18 protein-coding genes are annotated in these 18250 nt (G+C 65.8%); 12 read left to right on the top strand and 6 right to left on the bottom strand.

Annotated elements, in window-relative coordinates; all coding sequences use genetic code 11:
• Nucleotides 1-48 precede the first annotated feature (48 nt).
• From WKW79_RS09840 to WKW79_RS09820, 5 genes are read left to right on the top strand one after another with little or no spacing between them, the layout of a single operon-like run.
• On the top strand, nucleotides 49-963 hold the full coding sequence (locus WKW79_RS09840) for an amidohydrolase family protein (protein WP_340334959.1): 915 nt from the start codon (nucleotides 49-51) through the stop codon (nucleotides 961-963).
• On the top strand, nucleotides 960-2474 hold the full coding sequence (locus tag WKW79_RS09835) for a sugar ABC transporter ATP-binding protein (protein WP_340334958.1): 1515 nt from the start codon (nucleotides 960-962) through the stop codon (nucleotides 2472-2474). Before WKW79_RS09840 ends, WKW79_RS09835 begins: the two co-directional genes overlap by 4 nt.
• Before the next feature lie 9 nt (nucleotides 2475-2483).
• A complete protein-coding gene (locus WKW79_RS09830) occupies nucleotides 2484-3509 on the top strand; it encodes an ABC transporter permease (protein ID WP_340334957.1) in 1026 nt (341 codons plus the stop codon).
• Nucleotides 3510-3546: 37 nt separating this feature from the next.
• A complete protein-coding gene (locus tag WKW79_RS09825; RefSeq protein ID WP_340334956.1) occupies nucleotides 3547-4485 on the top strand; it encodes an ABC transporter substrate-binding protein in 939 nt (312 codons plus the stop codon).
• 12 nt (nucleotides 4486-4497) lie between these two features.
• Entirely contained in the window at nucleotides 4498-4842 is a 345-nt protein-coding gene (locus WKW79_RS09820) for an L-rhamnose mutarotase (protein WP_340334955.1), read from the top strand.
• 7 nt (nucleotides 4843-4849) lie between these two features.
• Here the strand turns inward: WKW79_RS09820 and WKW79_RS09815 are convergent, their stop codons facing one another.
• From WKW79_RS09815 to WKW79_RS09790, 6 genes are all read right to left on the bottom strand, one after another.
• Nucleotides 4850-5947 carry a DUF2855 family protein gene (locus WKW79_RS09815; RefSeq protein WP_340335181.1) on the bottom strand — a complete coding sequence of 366 codons (1098 nt, stop codon included), beginning with the start codon at nucleotides 5945-5947 and terminating at the stop codon, nucleotides 4850-4852.
• Nucleotides 5948-6161: 214 nt separating this feature from the next.
• The gene (locus tag WKW79_RS09810; protein ID WP_340334953.1) at nucleotides 6162-6587 is read right to left on the bottom strand and encodes an organic hydroperoxide resistance protein; all 426 of its coding nucleotides are present in this window, start codon (nucleotides 6585-6587) and stop codon (nucleotides 6162-6164) included.
• A 71-nt stretch (nucleotides 6588-6658) separates the two neighbouring features.
• Complete coding sequence (locus WKW79_RS09805; protein WP_340334952.1) at nucleotides 6659-7111, bottom strand: MarR family winged helix-turn-helix transcriptional regulator; 453 nt, start codon at nucleotides 7109-7111, stop codon at nucleotides 6659-6661.
• A gap of 197 nt (nucleotides 7112-7308) precedes the next feature.
• Nucleotides 7309-8892 carry a phospholipase D family protein gene (locus WKW79_RS09800; RefSeq protein WP_340334951.1) on the bottom strand — a complete coding sequence of 528 codons (1584 nt, stop codon included), beginning with the start codon at nucleotides 8890-8892 and terminating at the stop codon, nucleotides 7309-7311.
• 154 nt (nucleotides 8893-9046) lie between these two features.
• Complete coding sequence (locus WKW79_RS09795; protein WP_340334949.1) at nucleotides 9047-9862, bottom strand: crotonase/enoyl-CoA hydratase family protein; 816 nt, start codon at nucleotides 9860-9862, stop codon at nucleotides 9047-9049.
• Between the two features lie 140 nt (nucleotides 9863-10002).
• On the bottom strand, nucleotides 10003-10851 hold the full coding sequence (locus WKW79_RS09790; protein ID WP_340334948.1) for a 3-hydroxybutyryl-CoA dehydrogenase: 849 nt from the start codon (nucleotides 10849-10851) through the stop codon (nucleotides 10003-10005).
• Nucleotides 10852-10947: 96 nt separating this feature from the next.
• Here WKW79_RS09790 and purT point away from each other — a divergent pair, with 96 nt between their 5' ends.
• The 7 genes from purT to WKW79_RS09755 all read left to right on the top strand — a co-directional run bounded on the left by purT (nucleotide 10948) and on the right by WKW79_RS09755 (nucleotide 18246).
• Nucleotides 10948-12153, top strand: a complete 1206-nt coding sequence (gene purT / locus WKW79_RS09785; RefSeq protein ID WP_340334947.1) for a formate-dependent phosphoribosylglycinamide formyltransferase — start codon at nucleotides 10948-10950, stop codon at nucleotides 12151-12153.
• A gap of 196 nt (nucleotides 12154-12349) precedes the next feature.
• Nucleotides 12350-13291, top strand: coding sequence for an alpha/beta hydrolase (locus WKW79_RS09780; RefSeq protein ID WP_340334946.1), 942 nt, complete (start codon nucleotides 12350-12352; stop codon nucleotides 13289-13291).
• Nucleotides 13292-13470: 179 nt separating this feature from the next.
• Nucleotides 13471-14289, top strand: coding sequence for a helix-turn-helix domain-containing protein (locus WKW79_RS09775; RefSeq protein ID WP_340334945.1), 819 nt, complete (start codon nucleotides 13471-13473; stop codon nucleotides 14287-14289).
• A gap of 16 nt (nucleotides 14290-14305) precedes the next feature.
• Nucleotides 14306-15181 carry a branched-chain amino acid ABC transporter permease gene (locus tag WKW79_RS09770; protein ID WP_340334944.1) on the top strand — a complete coding sequence of 292 codons (876 nt, stop codon included), beginning with the start codon at nucleotides 14306-14308 and terminating at the stop codon, nucleotides 15179-15181.
• Nucleotides 15181-16257 (top strand): branched-chain amino acid ABC transporter permease, encoded by a 1077-nt coding sequence (locus WKW79_RS09765; RefSeq protein WP_340334943.1) that lies wholly within the window; start codon nucleotides 15181-15183, stop codon nucleotides 16255-16257. Before WKW79_RS09770 ends, WKW79_RS09765 begins: the two co-directional genes overlap by 1 nt.
• Complete coding sequence (locus WKW79_RS09760) at nucleotides 16254-17069, top strand: ABC transporter ATP-binding protein (protein WP_340334942.1); 816 nt, start codon at nucleotides 16254-16256, stop codon at nucleotides 17067-17069. The genes WKW79_RS09765 and WKW79_RS09760 overlap by 4 nt, the downstream gene beginning before the upstream one ends.
• Nucleotides 17070-17466: 397 nt before the next feature.
• Entirely contained in the window at nucleotides 17467-18246 is a 780-nt protein-coding gene (locus tag WKW79_RS09755; protein WP_218510981.1) for an ABC transporter ATP-binding protein, read from the top strand.
• Nucleotides 18247-18250 lie beyond the last annotated feature (4 nt).

Here is an 18250-nt window from a genome sequence, read left to right as displayed (position 1 = left end):
CGCATCGGCCCACCGCGCCGAGGAGGGTTCCTCAATAATTTGCCGGCCATGACGATCCAGCGGATTGACGCGCATCAGCACTTCTGGCGACCTTCAAGGGGCGACTATGGATGGCTGCGTGCGGACGACCCCGGCATTGCGCCGTTGTACCGGGACTTCATGCCGGCGGACCTGCAAGCCACCCTGCAGGCCCATCACGTCGAGCAGACCGTGCTGGTGCAAGCCGCCGAGAGCGAGGCGGAGACCGAGTTCATGTTGGGCTTGGCCGAATCGACGCCCTTCATCGGCGGCGTGGTGGGCTGGGTCGACGTGAGCCTTGCGGAATCTTCGACGACGCTGGCGCGTTGGGTCGAGCGGCATCTGCACTTGAAGGGCGTGCGGCCGATGCTGCAGGACCTTGCCGACACCGAATGGATCGCCCATGCGCCGCATGCGGACACCGTGCGCACGATGCAGCGACTGGGCCTGCGGTTCGACGCGCTGGTGAAGCCGCAGCACCTGGGCGCGTTGCTGCGCTTCGTGCAGTCTTGGCCCGACTTGCCCGTGGTCATCGATCATGCGGCCAAGCCGCAACTTCGCGCAGGCTGGGATGTCGATTGGGCTGGCCCATGGCGCCGCCAGATGGCCGAATTGGCCGCGCATTCCCAGGTCGTCTGCAAGTTCTCCGGCCTGCTCACCGAGGCGCCCGATTCGGCTGGGGCGGCGCAGTTGCGGCCCGTGTGGGACCACCTGCTCGAATGCTTCGGACCCACCCGCCTCCTATGGGGCAGCGACTGGCCCGTGCTCAATTTGGCGAGCGACTATGCCAACTGGATCGGCGTGGCCAACAGCCTGATCGGTGAACTGTCGCCCGACGAACAAGCCAGCGTCTGGCACGACACCGCCGCACGCTTCTACGGCCTGGAGATGCGGCCGTGCGAAGGCGCTCGCGCCGCAGCGTCCAGTGCGGAGCTTCCCCCATGACGCCCATCGTCGTCATCCGCAACCTCAGCAAGTCCTTCCCCGGCGTGCGCGCGCTCGACCGTGCGCAATTCGAGCTGCTGCCAGGCGAAGTGCATGCGCTCATGGGCGAGAACGGCGCGGGCAAGTCGACGCTCATGAAAGTGCTGGCCGGCGTCTACCAAAAGGACGAAGGCGAGATCCTCGTCGACGGCCAAGCGGTCGACATCGACAGCCCGCGTGCGGCCCAAGCCTTGGGCATCGGCATCGTGCATCAGGAACTCAATCTGATGAACCACCTGAGCGCCGCGCAGAACATCTTCATCGGCCGCGAGCCGCGCGGGCGCTTCGGCATGTTCCTCGACGAGGATGCGCTCAATGCCAAGGCCGACACGATCTTCCAGCGCCTGCACCTCAAGCTCGACCCTCGCACGCTGGTCGGCGACCTCACGGTGGCGAAGCAGCAGATGGTGGAGATTGCCAAGGCACTGTCCTTCGACTCGCGCGTGCTGATCATGGACGAGCCCACGGCCGCGCTCAACAACGCGGAGATCGAGGAACTGTTCCGCGTCGTGCGGCAGTTGCAGGCCGAGGGTGTTGGTGTGGTCTACATCTCGCACAAGATGGACGAGCTGCGCCAGATCGCCGACCGCGTGACGGTCATGCGCGACGGGCAGTACATCGCGACCGTGCCGATGGCCAGCACGCCGATGCAGTCGATCATCAGCATGATGGTGGGGCGCGAGCTGAACCAGGAGGCGCCGGACATTCCGGATACCTCGGCCCACCCGGTGGTGCTGACGGTCAAGGGACTGCGGCGCGGCGCGGTCATCAAGGACGTGGGCTTCACGCTGCGCAAGGGCGAGATCCTCGGCTTTGCCGGGCTCATGGGCGCCGGACGCACGGAAGTAGCACGCGCGGTGTTCGGCGCGGACCCCATCGAGGCGGGCGAGATCGAGATCCATGGAAAGCGCGTGAGCATCCGCTCGCCGCAGGACGCGGTGGGCCACGGTATCGGCTATCTCTCGGAAGACCGCAAGCACTTCGGCCTGGCGACGGGCCTGGATGTCGAGACCAACGTGGTGCTGTCGAGCCTGAAGCGCTTCACCCGGGCCGGCATGTTCCTGGACCAGGCGGCGATCGAGAAGACCGCGGTGGACTACATCCGGCAGCTCAGCATCAAGACACCGTCGGCGCAGCAACTGGTGCGGCTGCTGTCGGGCGGCAACCAGCAGAAGATCGTGATTGCCAAGTGGCTGCTGCGCGATTGCGACATCCTGTTCTTCGACGAGCCCACGCGCGGCATCGACGTCGGCGCCAAGAGCGAGATCTACAAGCTGCTGAATGCGCTGGCCGCGCAAGGCAAGGCCATCGTGATGATCTCCTCGGAGCTGCCCGAGGTGCTGCGCATGAGCCACCGCATCCTGGTGATGTGCGAGGGCCGCATCACCGGCGAGCTGAAGGCCCACGAGGCAACACAGGAAAAGATCATGCACTTGGCCACCTTGCGCGAAAGCGCGACCACCACCGCTTGAAGCGCCCTCATGGCCAACTCAACCACCACCGTATCGACGACACCCGCCGCGTCTACGTCCGGCATCGCCGCGCGCCTGTTCCGCCCCGCCACACGCCAGAAGCTGCTGGCGTTCGCGAGCCTGCTGGTGCTGATGATCTTCTTCAGCTTCGCCTCGTCGAACTTCATGCAGACCGACAACATGGTCGCGATCCTGCAGGCCACGGCCGTCAATGGCGTGCTGGCGATTGCCTGCACCTTCGTGATCGTGACGGGCGGCATCGACCTGTCGGTGGGCACGATGATGACCTTCTGCGCGGTGATGGCCGGCGTGGTGCTCACGTACTGGGGGCTGCCGCTGTGGCTGGGCATCGCGGCGGCGATCTTCTTCGGCGCGCTGTGCGGCTTCGTGTCGGGCGTGCTGATCGCCAAGCTCAAGGTGCCGCCCTTCATCGCCACGCTCGGGATGATGATGCTGTTGAAGGGCCTGTCGCTGGTCATCTCGGGTACCAAGCCGATCTACTTCAACGACACGCCGGGCTTCACCTACATCTCGCAGGAGTCGCTGATCGGTGACCTCATCCCGGCGCTGCCGATTCCGAATGCGGTGCTGATCCTGTTCATCGTGGCCATCGTGGCGAGCATCGTTCTGAACAAGAGCGTGCTCGGGCGCTACACCTTCGCGCTGGGCAGCAACGAGGAGGCGGTGCGGCTGTCGGGCGTGAACGTGGACTTCTGGAAGATCGTGGTGTATTCGGTGAGCGGCGCGATCTGCGGCATCGCCGGCCTCCTGATCGCCTCGCGACTCAACTCGGCGCAGCCGGCGCTGGGGCAGGGCTACGAGCTGGATGCGATCGCGGCGGTGGTGATCGGCGGGACCTCGCTGAGCGGGGGCACGGGCACGATCATCGGAACCATCATCGGTGCGTTCATCATGAGCGTGCTGACCAACGGGCTGCGCATCATGTCGGTCGCGCAGGAGTGGCAAACCGTCGTCACCGGCGTCATCATCATCCTCGCTGTGTACATGGACATCCTGCGCCGGAAGAAGCAATAGCCGGCGCGTTTTCTTTCATCACCTGGAGACACGAAGCATGAAGAGAAGAGCAGTGAACATCGCCGCGGTGCTGGTGGCATCGCTGGGCCTGAGTGGCATCGCATTCGCACAAGAGACCTACATCCCGCTGATTTCCAAGGGCTTCCAGCACCAGTTCTGGCAAGCGGTGAAGCAGGGTGCCGACCAGGCCGCGAAGGACTACAAGGTCAAGGTGACCTTCGAAGGCCCCGAGACCGAGGCCATGGTCGACAAGCAGATCGACATGCTGTCCGCCGCGCTCGCCAAGAAGCCGCAGGCGCTGGGCTTTGCCGCGCTCGACAGCAAGGCCGCGATCCCGCTCTTGAAGAAGGCGCAGGCCGCGAAGATCCCGGTGGTGGCCTTCGACTCGGGCGTGGACAGCGACATCCCCGTGACCACCGCGACGACGGACAACAAGGCGGCTGCCGCGCTCGCCGCCGACAAGATGGCGGAACTGATCGGCAAGTCCGGCGAGGTCGCGCTGGTGGTGCACGACCAGACCAGCCGCACCGGCGTGGACCGGCGCGACGGCTTCCTCGAGCGCGTGAAGTCGACCTACCCGAACATCAAGATCGTCAGCGTGCAGTACGGCGGCGGCGACCAGCTCAAGTCGACCGAGATCGCCAAGTCGATCCTGCAGGCCTCGCCCAACTTGAAAGGCATGTTCGGCGCGAACGAGGGCTCGGCCATCGGCGTGGTGAATGCGGCCAAGGAGACCAAGCGAAAGATCGTGATCGTCGGCTACGACTCGGGCAAGCAGCAGAAGGACGCGATCAAGGACGGCACCATGGCCGGCGCGATCACGCAGAACCCGGTGGGCATCGGCTACAAGACGGTCGAGGCGGCGGTGAAGGCGCTCAAGGGCGAGACGCTGCCGAAGGTGATCGACACGGGCTTCTACTGGTACGACAAGAGCAACATCGCGGATCCGAAGATCGCGGCTGTCCTGTACGACTGATCAGCGATCCGCATGCAGCACGTCCTCGCACTCGACCTGAAAGACGATCCGGCGCTGATCGCCGAGTACGAGGCGCATCACCGCGCGGTGTGGCCCGAGGTGCAGGCGCACCTGCGGCGCCACGGCGTGACGGAGATGAAGATCTACCGGCTCGGCACGCGCATGGTCATGGTGATGCACACCGACGACGCGGTCTACGACGCGGCGCGCATGCAGGCCGCGAGCGAGTCCGATCCGGTGCTGGTCGAGTGGGAGGCGTTGATGTGGAAGTTCCAGGCGCCTACGCCGTGGACGCCGAAGGGCAGCAAGTGGATCGAGCTGCAGAAGGTCTTCGACTTCAGGTCGCCGCCGGTCTAAGGCTGGGTCAGGCCGGTTTGATCATCGATAGCATGTGACCCACGCGCGGGTGGCTCTTGCCGCCCAGCACCTCCAGGTAGGCCGCATGCACGGCCTCCGGCCCGCGATGGTGGTCCGCCACCAGCCAGGGCCCGGCCTCGTCGGTCACCTGCGCCGTGAAGGCATGCCAGGCCTCCAGCAACTTGCGGTTGAGTTCCGCCGCGCCCCAGTCCTCGCTGCGCTTCTTGATCTGTGCGGGTGCGAAGAACAGCGTCGCCTTCGGCCCCGGGAGATTCTTCGCACCGCCGAGTTGCTCCACATGCGTGCCGCCGATCGAACTGCTGAATTTCAGGTTGACGAAACGCGTGTGGACCTCCAGCCGGAAAGCCGCGTTGCCCGCGAAGTCGACGTACACGCAGGCGGCGTCGGTCGGGATCTGGTCCAGCTCGTCGTAGCCCACCACGCGGCTGTAGCAGCCCAGGCTTTCGCAGAACAGCTTGTTGCCGGGCGAGGTCAGGCCGATCACCTCGATGCCTTCGCGCTGCGCCAGCATGAAGGCGGTGCCGTAGGCGGTCTTGCTCGATGCGCTGGACAGCAGCACCGTGTCGGCGCCGAAGAAATCGTTCTCCGCCAGGAAATCGTCGATCAACCAGGAGGTGGTGAACAGCGGTCGCAGGAGTGCCTGCACGTCCTCGGTGTCCGCCGTGTAGATCGGGTCGGCGCCGCAGCGCATGTAGCGGTTGTAGACGGCGTGCAGTTCGGCGCGATGCGGTGCGGCGTCGACGAAGCTGTCGGGCTTGAGACGGTCGGCCTGGAGCACCACCTGGTCGGCCATCGGGAAGTAGCCGTACAGGCGCTCGCCCACCGCCACGCCCGGGTTCAGCGACTGCACCACGGTGCCGAAGCCCCAGACCGGGATCACGCCCCAGCCCTCTTCGCCGCTCGGGAAGAAGTTCCAGTAGCTCATCGCCGCGCCGAAGGCGGCGTAGGTGATGTTGTTGGCCGTGAGCGCGAAGGTGTCGATGCGCACGCGCACCTGCCCGGGGGCCAGGGGCACGTCCGCGCTGGTGCGCAGGCGGGCGGTGGGCAGGGCGTCCTTGCGGGCGAGCAGGGTGGTGGTCATGATGAAGTGGTCTCCGCGATGGCCCGAACCATAGCGCAGGCGAGTTGCAAGCGCACGAAAAAAAGCCCCGGGCGTCTCGAGGGCGACGACCGGGGCATCGAAATCCTGCGGCTTCGCATTCGAACGCATGACTGCGTTGGTGCGCCTTGCCGTGGTACAGCACTGTCTGCGGCGCCCCGCCTTGTCCTGCGCTCGAATGCAAACCCGCAGCGCTGGATCAGACGATTTCGAGATTCACGTCAATGTTGCCACGGGTGGCGTTCGAATAGGGGCAGACCTTGTGTGCGGTCTCGACCAGCAGCTTCTTCTGCGCGTCGTCCAGGCCCGGCAGCGTGATGGCCAGCGTGACCGCGATGCCGTAGGCGGCGCCGCCGTTGATCGGGCCGAGCGAGACCTTGGAGTCAATCGCCACGTCGTCCGGCACCTTGACGCTGACCTTCGGGCCGACGGCCTTCATGGCGCCGATGAAGCAGGCGGCGTAGCCGACGGCGAAGAGCTGCTCGGGGTTGGTGCCGGCCTTGCCCGAACCGGGCGAGCTCAGCTTGACGTCGATGGCGCCGTCGCTGGATTTGCCTGCGCCGTCGCGGCCGCCGGTGGTGTGGGCTTCAGCGGTGTAGAGAACCTTGTCGAGTGCGGTGGTCATGTCTTTCGTTCCTTGGGTTGGTGAAAAAAAATGCTTCTCTGGCGAAGCGGGTGAGAAATCCTTGAGTACCTCTATGCTGCGGCCTTGATGCGGTCCCGCAATGTCTGGAGCTGGCGCGTGAGCCCGACCAGTTCGTCGATCGAGCACTCGCTCGCGGCCATCAGGCAGGCGGGCACGCTCGCGGCCTTGGCCTTGAGCTTGCGACCGGCGGCGGTCAGCGTGATGTGCACGCGCCGCTCGTCCGCCACGTCGCGCAGCCGCGTGACGAGTCCATTGGCTTCCAGCCGCTTGAGCAGGGGCGTGAGCGTGCCGGAATCGAGTGAGAGTTGTGTGCCCAGCTCCGACACCATCAAGCCGTCTTGCTCCCAGAGCGCCAGCATGACGAGGTATTGCGGGTAGGTGAGGTGCAGCTTGTCGAGCAGCGGTTTGTAGAGCCGCGTCATGGCCAGCGACGCCGAATAGACCGCGAAGCAGAGCTGGTTGTCCAGCTTGAGCATCTCGTCGGTGGTGGGGGCGTTGCGCATGGGCTGAATTCTAGGGTCCAATTGAATTGCGTGCAATTTAATTGGAAAACCACGCAGGGAGGGCGGATATGCGCGCTGGGTCTTGCCCGCGTGGCTTCAGCGGAGTCTCTTTCGTGAGCACCCGCGGAACCGGCTTTGCCGGGCCGCTGGGTGCGCCCCCTTGAAGGGGGAGGCGCCGCAGGCGCTTCGGGGGTGGGTCATAACATCCACTCGATCGGCAGGATCCGCAGGAAGTCGACCCAGCCGCGGCGCATCGCGGTGGAGCCCGGCTCGGTCGTGTAGCGCGTCTCGCCCTGCGCGCCGCGTTCCACCCATTCCAGGCTGTCGCCGTCGGGCAGAAGACGAACCTCGTAAGCCTCGTTGGGCAACAGGCCGTCGAGCTTGCTGGACAGCGCATTGGCCAGCACGGGGCTGTCGATCACCATGCCCATCTCGGTGTTCAGGCGCGCCGAGCGCGGGTCGAGGTTGAAGGAGCCGACAAAGATGCGGTTGCGGTCCTTCGAGAAGGTCTTGGCATGCAGCGCCGCCGCCTTGGTCGTGCCGCTGCCGCTGCCCGGAAGCCCGCGCGGCACGTCCTCGTTGTCCTTCACCGAGGGCAGGGCGGCGCCGGGCTTGAGTTCATAGAGGATGACGCCGGCCTTGAGCAGGTCCTTGCGGTACTTCGTGTAGCCGGCATGCACCGGCGACACATCGGTCGCCGAGAGCGAATTGGTCAGCACGCGCACCTTGACGCCACGCTTGGCCAGCGTCGTCAGGCCTTCCGTGCCTTCCTTGCCCGGAACGAAATAGGGCGAGACCAGGTCAAGCTGTCGATCGGGCCGGCCCATGGCCTTCTCGAGCTGCGGCAGAAGCTGGAACTCGGTGCGGTCGGAGGTCGACAGCGTCTTGGCGGGGTCGTCGTTGATGACGCGAGCCGTGGTCCATTCGAAGGGGATGCGGTCCTGTGCGATCTGCGACACGAGCGGCGTCCGTTGGACAACGTCCACGTAGCGCTTCGCCTCTTCGCTCTCGTGCACCTTCTGCCAGCCCGCGCGCAGCAGCGCCGGCCCACCGGCATCGGATGGCGGGATCACGCTGGCCGCGGGATAGGCGGAGGGGCTGTTCCAGAACAGGTCGAATTCGCTCGACACCTCCGGTACCACCGCGCCGATCGCCAGCACGTCCAGGTCCTGGAAGCCGACCTGCGTGTTGGCGCCGAAGTACTCGTCGCCGATGTTGCGCCCGCCCACGATCGCCGCCTGGTTGTCGGCCGTGAAGGACTTGTTGTGCATGCGGTGGTTGACGCGCGTGAAGTCGAAGGCGAAGTCGGCCAGGCGCGCCTTGCGGTTGGCGAAGGGGTTGTAGAGGCGAACCTCGATGTTGGGGTGTGCATCGAGGGCGGCCAGCGTCGGGTCGAGCCCCTTCGTGTTGGCATCGTCGATCAGCATGCGAACACGCACGCCGCGTTCGGCGGCCTCCCACACGGCCTCCCAGAGCAGCTGGCCAGTGGTGTCCGCATGCCAGATGTAGTACTGCATGTCGAGGCTGCGCTGCGCCGCGCGCGCCAGTGCGATGCGGGCCGCGAAGGCGTCCTGCGCGACCGGCAGCCCGTGGATGCCGGACTGGTTCGGATGCGCCGCGACGCGCTGGCGCAGGGCCTGGCCGAGACGGGTGTCTGCCGTTTGCGTGAGCGCCGTGGTGGGAGTGCGCTCAACCTTGCCGGGCAGCGAAGAGCAAGCCGAGACCAGGCAAGTGATGCACAAGGCTGCGAATGCGCGAAAGGCGGGCGACAACGTGATCACGGCGGCTCCTCGGTGGCACAGAGGGGCATTCTAGGCACGGGTCCCATTTGTCAGCCAACGTTTCCTGTCAGCACTGGCCTGGCGGCGCCCCCACCGATGCGGAACGCCCTGCATTCCGATGCGGCGCCCGCCGCAACGCCGTTGCGCAGGCCGCCTATCGCCCGGTGAACCGCGACGGCCGGCGCTCCACGAAAGAACGGATGCCTTCGGCCGCATCCTCGCTGTTCGACAGGCGTTTCTGCGTCTCGATGAACTCGGCCACCGCCGCCAGCGGTCCATGCTCCACCGCCTTGATGATGTTGAGCCGCGTCGCGACCACCGCCAGCGGCGCCTGCGCCGCGATGCGTTGCGCGATCGCCAGCGCCGCATCGAGTTCCTGCCCGGCCGGCACCACCTTCTGCACGAAGTTGAGGCGATAGGCTTCGGCGCTGTCGAACTCGTCGGCGGTCAGCAGGTGCAGCATCGCGTTGCCGACACCTGCGCGCTCGGCCATGCGCAGCGTGGCGCCGCCCGTGGCCATGATGCCGCGCTGCACTTCCAGCTGCGAGAAGCGGCAGTTGTCGGCCGCGACCACGATGTCCGCGCCCAGCATCAGTTCGATGCCGACCGTGAAGCAGATGCCCTTGACCGCGACCACCATCGGCTTGGTGCGCCGGCGGTAGTCCGGCAGCCCGAAGTCGTGCGGTTCCACCAGGCCCGCCGGAATGGCCTTCTCACCGCGCCGCATGTACTCGGCCACGGCCGGCAGGTCGAGGCCCGCGGTGAAGTGGTCGCCGAACGCATGCAGCACGCCTACGCGCAGTTCGGGGTCGTCGTCGAGCCGCGTGTAGGCCTCGGCGAGCTGCTTGAACATCGGCGGCGTCCAGCCATTGCGCTTGGCCGGGCGGTTGATGCCGATCAGCAGCACGTGGCCGAGCACCTGGGTGTCGATGCAGCCTTCCGCGGGCGGGGTGGTGGGGGTGGCGGTCATTGTCTCGTTGTCTCCGTTGACAATAAATTCAGAACGCAGAGGTCTTGCAGGAGTCGCAGAGGACTTCCGGACAAATCATTTTGGTTTTCCTTCTGCGACTTCTGCGTAACCTTTGCGACTTCTGCGTTCGCTGTCCGAATTCAGTAGCTGTACACCCCACGCTTCGTCTTGCGTCCGAGTTGCCCCGCCGCGACCATCTCCTTGAGCAGCGGGCACGGACGGTACTTCGAATCGCCGAACTGTTCGAGGTACACCTCCATCACGGCCAGGCAGACGTCCAGGCCGATCATGTCGGCGAGTGCCAGCGGGCCGATCGGCTGGTTGCAGCCGAGTTTCATGCCGTCGTCGATGTCCTGCGCGGTGGCGATCCCTTCGGACAGCACGAAGAAGGCCTCGTTGATCATCGGGATCAGGATGCGGTTGACCACGAAGCCGGGCGCGTTCTTCACCGTGATAGGCGACTTGCCGAGCTTCACGGCCAGTTCCTTCACCGCGTCGTGCGTCGCATCGCTGGTGAGGTAGCCGCGGATGATCTCGACCAGCGCCATCATCGGCACCGGGTTGAAGAAGTGCATGCCGATGAAGCGGTCGGCGCGCGAGGTGGCGGCGGCCAGCTGCGTGATCGAGATCGACGAGGTGTTCGACGCGATGATGACCTCGGGTCCAACCAGTTCGTCGACCTGCTTGAGGATCTTGAGCTTGAGTGCGTGGTTCTCGGTCGCTGCCTCGATCACGAGCTGTGCGGACTTGAGGTCTTCGTAGTTGGTCGAGCCCTTGATCAGGCCCAGCGCCGTCACCTTCTGCGCCTCGGTCAGCTTTTCCTTCTTGATGAGGCGGTCGAGGCTGCCCGAGACCGTGGCCAACCCCTTGTCGACCGCCGCCTGCGCGACGTCGACCATCACGACATTGACGCCCACCACCGCGCAAGCCTGCGCGATGCCGTTGCCCATGGTGCCGGCGCCGATGATGCCGACCGTTTGAATAGCCATTTGAAAAGCTCCTGGAGTTGTTGAAAGGGGGGAGTCGGGGGCTGACCCCGCAAAACCCGCCATTTTGTGCCACGCGGTGGACTAAAGTCCGTCCCCATGACGACGATCGGCACCCCCCTTTCCCCCTCCGCAACCCGCGTGTTGCTCCTCGGCTCCGGCGAACTCGGCAAGGAGGTGCTGATCGCCCTCCAGCGCCTCGGCGTCGAGACCATTGCGGTCGACCGCTACGAGAACGCGCCCGGCCAGCAGGTGGCGCACCATGCGCGCACCATCACGATGAGTGATCCGGCCGCGCTCAAGGCCCTGATCGAGGCGGAAAAGCCGATGCTCGTGGTGCCCGAGATCGAGGCGATCGCCACGCCGATGCTGCAGGAACTGGAAGACGCCGGCGTAGTGCGCGTGATCCCCACCGCGCGCGCCGCCCGCCTCACGATGGACCGCGAAGGCATCCGCCGCCTGGCCGCGGAAAGCTTGAGCCTGCCGACCAGCCCCTACAAGTTCTGCGATTCGCTGGCCGAGTTGCAGGCCGCGATCGATGGCGGCATCGGCTACCCCTGCGTGGTCAAGCCCGTCATGAGCAGCTCCGGCAAAGGCCAGAGCAAGATCGACGGCCCGGCTGACGTGCAGAAGGCCTGGGACTACGCCATGGCCGGCGGCCGCGTGAGCCACGGCCGCGTGATCGTCGAAGGCTTCATCGACTTCGACTACGAGATCACGCTGCTCACGGTGCGCTCGCTCGGCGCCGACGGCCAGGTGCAGACCTCGTTCTGCGAGCCGATCGGGCACTTGCAGGTGAGCGGCGATTACGTCGAGAGCTGGCAGCCGCATCCGATGTCACCGCTGGCGTTGCAAAAGGCGCAGCAGATCGCGCAGGCCGTGACGGCGGACCTCGGCGGGCAGGGGCTCTTCGGCGTCGAGTTGTTCGTCAAGGGTGACGAAGTCTGGTTCAGCGAGGTCAGCCCGCGCCCGCACGACACCGGCATGGTGACGATGGCGACGCAGTGGCAGAACGAGTTCGTACTGCATGCGCGCGCCATCCTGGGATTGCCGGTGGACACCACGCTCAAGAGCGCGGGTGCGAGCGCAGTGATCTATGGCGGCGTTGACGCCAAGGGCATCGTGTTCGATGGCGTGGCCGAGGCGATGCGTGTGCCAGGTGCGGACGTGCGCCTGTTCGGCAAGCCGGAGAGCTTCGTCAAGCGGCGCATGGGCGTGGCGCTGGTGCATGCGAAGGACGTGGACACGGCGCGCAGCCGGGCGCGCGAGGCTGCGGCTTGCGTCAAGCCGCGCGTGGCGGGATAGCGGCCTCGAACAAGGTCCACCGGGCGGGCGTCGACCATCGCCCCGGTGGGTCGTGTCATCTGCATTGCGGTCAATGTATGTCGCCTGCGCGACCCGGCAGCGGCGCTGCGCGCACATTGATTCGGGTGCCTGCTGATACCCGAACGTCGGTCCACGCCCCAAACTGAGCGTTTCCAACCGACCCCAAGGGAACCTCATGCTCCACCCCCAAGCCCGCGGCCTGCTCGACTTCATCGCATCGCGCAACGTACCTCCCACGCACACGCTGCCGGCCGTCGAAGCCCGCGCCTTCTATCGCGAGCGCCGCGCCGTCACCCAACCTGAACCGTCCGCCGTCGCAGAAGTCCGTGAGCTCAGCGCGCCGGGCCCGGCAGGCGCCATCCCGTTGCGCATGTATCGTCCCATGGGCAGCCAGCCTGGCGACGTGCTCCCCGTCCTCGTCTACTACCACGGCGGCGGCTGGGTCATCGGCGACCTCGACACGCATGACGTGCTGTGCCGCGAGCTCAGCAACGGCTCGGGCTGCGCGGTCATCGCGGTCGACTACCGGCTCGCACCCGAGCATCGCTTCCCCGCCGCCGTCGACGACTCGTGGGCGGCCACGCGATGGATCCGCCAGGAAGCGGCTTCGCTCGGCATCGATGCCAGCCGGCTGGCCGTCGGCGGCGACAGCGCGGGTGGCAATCTCGCTGCGGTGATGTCGATCATGGCGCGCGATGCAGGCGACCTGTCGATCGCCTTCCAGCTGTTGATCTACCCCGGCACCGACATGCGCCGCGGCCATGCCTCGCACACCACCAATGGCAAGGGCTACCTGCTCGAGGCCGACACCATCACCTACTTCCACGACCACTACATCACCGACGTGGCGCAGGACCTCGACTGGCGCGCGTCGCCGCTGCTGCACAAGGACCTGTCGAAGCTGCCGCCCGCCCTCGTGATCACCGCCGGCTTCGACCCCTTGCGCGACGAAGGCCTCGACTATGCGGACTCGCTGGCGACCGCCGGCAATCGCGCAACGTACGTCTGCTTCGAGCGCCAGATCCACGGCTTCATCACGATGGGCAAGGTGCTCGATGAAGCGAACGCCGCCGTCGCACTCTGCGCGGCCGAATTGCGTCGCGCCTTGCGTGCCTAGCGCTTGGTTAGGGCGCCCCCTTAGGGGAAAGTCCCGGCGCAAATCAACCGCGCGCGTCGATTTGCGCCGCTACCATGCCCCGATCGCGAAACGGTCGGCGCAGCGAGAGCAGCAACTGCAATCACTACAACAACATGCGGCAGCCAACCGATTCCACACACGCAGGAGGCAACCAGGGCATGCAGGACTCAACCCGCAGCGCACGACCTGTGAAGAGGGGCGAGCGACTCATGTGGATCACGACGCAGCGCGTCTTTTATGCGGGCCTTCTTGGCGCCGCCGGTGAGCGCACCTTTGGTGGGCATGCGGTGTATGTGACACCTGCAGGCGCGCCACCCAATCGCATTTGCATCGGCGGTGGTGCATGGCAGGAGGGCGAACTCCTGGTGGTGCCGCCACAGGTGCCGCACCAGGTGCAGAGCACCAGTCCCTTGATCCTCAACCTGCTCATCGAGGCCGACTCCGTCGATGCTGGTGCATTGCCTTCGTTCATGCACCATTGCGGACCGGTCGAAGACGCGCCGGCCTTCGTTCAGCGCGTGCGCGACGGTCACGCACGGCTGCTCGCCGCATCCGGTCGCGAATGCTTCAGCAGCTTCGACTTCGACACCTTGTTCTTCGGCGCGGTGCTGAAGCCGCGCGCCTTCGATGCGCGCATCCGCGAGGTCGTCGACCGCATCAATGCCGACCCGGCCGGCCCCGCATCGGCTGAATCCTGCGCTGCACTGGTGCATCTTTCCTTCTCGCGCTTCCTGCACCTGTTCAAGCAGGAGACCGGCGTTCCCTTCCGCGCGTTCCGTGCCTGGAAGCGCGCACGCAGCCTGCTGCGCCATGTGCGCGAGTCGTCCACGCTGACCGACATCGCGTTGGACACGGGCTATCCCGATTCCACGCACTTCAGTCATTCGATCCGGCAGGTCTACGGCCTGCGTCCGAGCGACATATTCGCCGGTTCACGTCGCCTCGCGTTGCACGACGCCGGGCGCGTCGTGCTGTGAAGCGGGGAGGTACTTCGTGCAAGTCATCCAACTGCTGATCTCCGGCATCGCGCAGGGCTGCATCTACGGCCTGATCGCGCTCGGCTTCGTGCTGATCTACAAGGCCACCGAGACGGTGAGCTTCGCGCAGGGCGAGCTGATGATGCTCGGCGCCTTCGCGGCCTTCGTCGGCATCTCGATGATGGGCATGCCCTTCTGGATGGCGGCCGTGCTGGCGGTGGTGGCGATGGCCGCCTTCGGCGTGCTGCTGGAACTGGTCGTGATCCGGCCGATCCTGGGGCAGCCGCAGTTCTCGATCGTGATGCTGACCATCGGCATCGCCTACGTGGCGCGCGGCGTCATCACGATGCTGCCGGTGATCGGCACCGAGACCAACACGCTGCCCGTTCCGTACAAGGACGAGATCTGGAAGCTCGGCGCGCTGGTGCTCAACGTCGAGCAGATGGTGATCATCGTGGCGACGGCGATCCTGTGCGGCCTGCTGTTCGCGATGTTCCGCTACAGCAAGCTCGGCATCGCGATGCAGGCCTCGTCGCAGAACCAGCTGGCGGCTTACTACATGGGCATCCCGGTTAAGCGGCTCAACGGCCTGGTGTGGGGACTGGCGGCGGCGGTCGCGGCCATCGCGGGCATGCTGCTCGCGCCCATTACCTTCGTGCACGCGAACATGGGCTTCATCGGGCTCAAGGCCTTTCCGGCCGCGGTGGTGGGCGGCTTCGGCAGCCTGCCGGGCGCGATCGTCGGCGGGTTGGTGATCGGCGTGGTGGAGTCGTTCTCCGGCTTCTACCTGCCCGATGGCTTCAAGGACACGGCGCCGTACATCGTGGTGTTGCTGATGCTGATGTTCAAGCCCAACGGTCTGTTCGGCGAAAAGCTGCGGAAGAAAGTCTGATGCGGTTCCTCTTCAAGACCTCCTACGCGCAAGACGTTGCCCTGGCCAAGCATGGCGGGCATACCTTCTGGTACGGGCTGCTGTGCGTCGGGCTGTTGCTCGCGCCCTGGGTGGTGCCCGAATACTGGATGGCGCAACTGACCTTCGTGCTGATCTACGGCATCGTCGGGCTGGGGCTGATGCTGCTGGCGGGCTTTACGGGGCAGTTCTCGATCGGGCATGCCGCCTTCCTCGGCACCGGTGCATATACGCAGGCCGTCCTGAGCAACATGGGCGTGCCCTTGCCGATCGCACTGCTGGGTGCCGCGGCGCTGTCGGCTGGCGTGGGCGTGGTGGTGGCGATGCCGGCGCTGCGGGTGAAGGGCATCTACCTCGGCATCGCGACCCTGTCCTTCGGCTTCATCGTCGAGGAAGTGTTTGCGCGGTGGGAGAGCGTGACGGGCGGGAACTCGGGCTTGCACGTGAAGTCGGCCACCCTGTTCGGACTGGAACTCAGCTCGGGCAACGGCTTCTACTACCTGTGCCTGGTGGTGGCGGTGCTGGCCACGCTGGGCATCCTGAACCTGCTGCGCTCGCCGACGGGGCGCGCCTTCGTGGCGATCCGCGACTCGGAGATTTCGGCGCAGAGCATGGGCATCCACCTGGCGCGCTACAAGACGATGTCCTTCGCGATCTCGGCCGCGCTCGCGGGCGTGGGCGGTGGCTTGTATGCACACAAGCTGAGCTTCATTTCGCCGGATCAGTTCAACATCATCCAGTCGATCGACCTGTTGCTGATGGTGGTGATCGGCGGGCTGGGGTCGGTGCATGGCGCCTTCCTCGGCGCGATCTTCCTGATCGCGATGCCGCAACTGATCTCGATGGGCAAGGACTACCTGCCGGCGATGGTGGGGCAGGCGCCGGGGTTGCAGGCGCTGGTCTACGGGCTGGTGCTGATCGCGTTCGTGATGTTCGAGCCGCTGGGGCTTTATGGCCGCTGGCTCAAGATCAGGACCTGGTTGCAGCTCTTTCCGTTCTATCGGCGCGGGTTGTTCAAGCGGCAGAAATCGTTCACCAAGTCGGACAGGCTGAGATGAGCAACGACATCCTTCTCTCCGCCCGGGACCTGAGCGTGCGCTTCGGCGGCGTGCTTGCGGTCAACAAGGTGAGCTTCGATGTGCGCCGTGGCGAGGTGTTCACCTTGATCGGACCCAACGGTGCGGGCAAGACGACGGTGTTCAACCTGATCAGCCGCATCTACACGCCGACCTCGGGCGAGATCATGTGGCATGGCGAGGCCGCGCCGCTGGCCTTGACGCAGCAGGCGCCGCATTCGATTGCCGCGCTGGGCATTGCGCGCACCTTCCAGAACATCGAGTTGTTCGAGTACGCGACGGTGCTGCAGAACCTGTTGATCGGCCGGCACACGCATCGCCAGACCGGCTTCTGGAGCGAGGTGTTCTTCACGCCGGCGACGCGACGCGCGGAGATCGCGGCGCGCGAGAAGGCGGAGCAGGTGATCGACTTGCTGGACTTGCAGCACCACCGCGATTCGATGGTCGCGGGCCTGCCGTATGGCGTGCGCAAGGTGGTGGAGCTGGCGCGTGCGCTGTGCACGGAGCCCAAGCTGCTGTTGCTCGATGAGCCGTCGTCGGGGCTGAACGTCGAGGAGACGGCGGACATGGCGTTCTGGATCCAGGACATCCAGAAGGAGTTGGGCGTGTCGGTGCTGATGGTGGAGCACGACATGTCGCTGGTGTCGAAGGTGTCCGATCGCGTGCTGGCGATGAACCAGGGCGAGGAGATCGCGACGGGGACGCCGCGCGAGGTGCAGTCGGACGCGAAAGTGGTCGAGGCGTATTTGGGGACTGTGGATGATGTGAGCAGTTTGCGGAGGGTTTCGGCGTGATTGGGTTGTTGCCGTGTTCGCTGGTGAGAGCGCCCGTCATGCGATGCGCGCCGGGCGCCTTCACTGTGCCGGTCGCTTCGCGACTCCCCTGCGCTGCTCGCCTTTCGCGGGGTCTGGCTCGAACTCGCTTCGCTCAGACAATCGCCAGCCCTGATCCGCAAAAGGCTGCGCTGCTCGGCGGCACAGAGGCGGCGCCCGGCGCGCATCGCATGCCGGATCAGGGCCACATGCTGTTTGAGCGAAGCGAGTTCATGTGGACCCCGCCAAACGTGAGCAGCGCAGGGGAGTCGCGTAGCGACCGGTGCAGTAGGGTCGCACGCGCCGTACCGCATGCCGCTCGCCGACGCACCCCGAACCTGACCAATGGTGCCGTCTCGACGCAGCGTGAAGGACAAGCATGAGCGAAGACCAACCCGTCCTCCAACTGCTCAACGTCGAAAGCGCCTACGGCCCCATCAAGGCCATCCGCGGCGTGAGCCTCAAGGTGCGCCCCGGCGAGATCGCCACCGTCCTCGGCTCCAACGGCGCCGGCAAGACGACGATCCTCAAGACCATCTCCGGCATCATCGACCCGCGCAAGGGCAGCATCGAGTTCAAGGGCCAGAACATCACCGCCAAGGACCCGGCCTTCATCGTGCAACAGGGCCTGAGCCATGTGCCCGAGGGGCGCGAAGTGTTCCCGCTTCTGTCGGTGAAGGACAACCTGCTGATGGGCGCCTACACCCGCAAGGACCGCGACGGCGTGGGGCGCGACATGGAGACGGTGTTCAACTACTTCCCGATCCTGCGCGAGCGCGCCACGCAGGATGCCGGCCTCCTTTCGGGTGGCCAGCAGCAGATGCTCGCCATCTCCCGCGCCATCATGGCCGCACCGGCGCTGATCCTGCTCGACGAGCCGAGCCTCGGCCTGTCGCCCAAGCTCACCAAGGAAATCTTCGAAATCGTCGTGCGCATCAATCGTGAGCGCGGCACCACCATCCTGCTGGTCGAGCAGAACGCCAACATGGCGCTCAACGCGTCCGACTACGGCTACGTGCTGGAGAACGGCCGCATTGTCATGGAAGACACCTGCGAACGGCTGCGCGAGAAGGACGACATCAAGGAGTTCTACCTCGGACTCAAGGACGACGGCGTGCGCGGCGAGCGGCGCTGGAAGAAAAAGAAGACCTGGAGATAAGGAC

Origin of the sequence: Variovorax robiniae (assembly GCF_037889955.1) — a bacterium.
Lineage (GTDB): Bacteria > Pseudomonadota > Gammaproteobacteria > Burkholderiales > Burkholderiaceae_C > Variovorax > Variovorax robiniae.
The sequence above is the reverse complement of the archived record's forward strand: the minus strand, read 5'-3'. Positions and strand labels throughout refer to the sequence as shown.

Bases quoted from the DNA above. Each gene is read 5' to 3' on its own strand.
- WKW79_RS09840 (WP_340334959.1), top strand. From the start codon at position 49: ATGACGATCCAGCGGATTGACGCGCATCAGCACTTCTGGCGACCTTCA.
- WKW79_RS09835 (WP_340334958.1), top strand. From the start codon at position 960: ATGACGCCCATCGTCGTCATCCGCAACCTCAGCAAGTCCTTCCCCGGC.
- WKW79_RS09830 (WP_340334957.1), top strand. From the start codon at position 2,484: ATGGCCAACTCAACCACCACCGTATCGACGACACCCGCCGCGTCTACG.
- WKW79_RS09825 (WP_340334956.1), top strand. From the start codon at position 3,547: ATGAAGAGAAGAGCAGTGAACATCGCCGCGGTGCTGGTGGCATCGCTG.
- WKW79_RS09820 (WP_340334955.1), top strand. From the start codon at position 4,498: ATGCAGCACGTCCTCGCACTCGACCTGAAAGACGATCCGGCGCTGATC.
- WKW79_RS09810 (WP_340334953.1), bottom strand. From the start codon at position 6,587: ATGACCACCGCACTCGACAAGGTTCTCTACACCGCTGAAGCCCACACC.
- WKW79_RS09805 (WP_340334952.1), bottom strand. From the start codon at position 7,111: ATGCGCAACGCCCCCACCACCGACGAGATGCTCAAGCTGGACAACCAG.
- WKW79_RS09795 (WP_340334949.1), bottom strand. From the start codon at position 9,862: ATGACCGCCACCCCCACCACCCCGCCCGCGGAAGGCTGCATCGACACC.
- WKW79_RS09790 (WP_340334948.1), bottom strand. From the start codon at position 10,851: ATGGCTATTCAAACGGTCGGCATCATCGGCGCCGGCACCATGGGCAAC.
- purT (WP_340334947.1), top strand. From the start codon at position 10,948: ATGACGACGATCGGCACCCCCCTTTCCCCCTCCGCAACCCGCGTGTTG.
- WKW79_RS09780 (WP_340334946.1), top strand. From the start codon at position 12,350: ATGCTCCACCCCCAAGCCCGCGGCCTGCTCGACTTCATCGCATCGCGC.
- WKW79_RS09775 (WP_340334945.1), top strand. From the start codon at position 13,471: ATGCAGGACTCAACCCGCAGCGCACGACCTGTGAAGAGGGGCGAGCGA.
- WKW79_RS09765 (WP_340334943.1), top strand. From the start codon at position 15,181: ATGCGGTTCCTCTTCAAGACCTCCTACGCGCAAGACGTTGCCCTGGCC.
- WKW79_RS09760 (WP_340334942.1), top strand. From the start codon at position 16,254: ATGAGCAACGACATCCTTCTCTCCGCCCGGGACCTGAGCGTGCGCTTC.
- WKW79_RS09755 (WP_218510981.1), top strand. From the start codon at position 17,467: ATGAGCGAAGACCAACCCGTCCTCCAACTGCTCAACGTCGAAAGCGCC.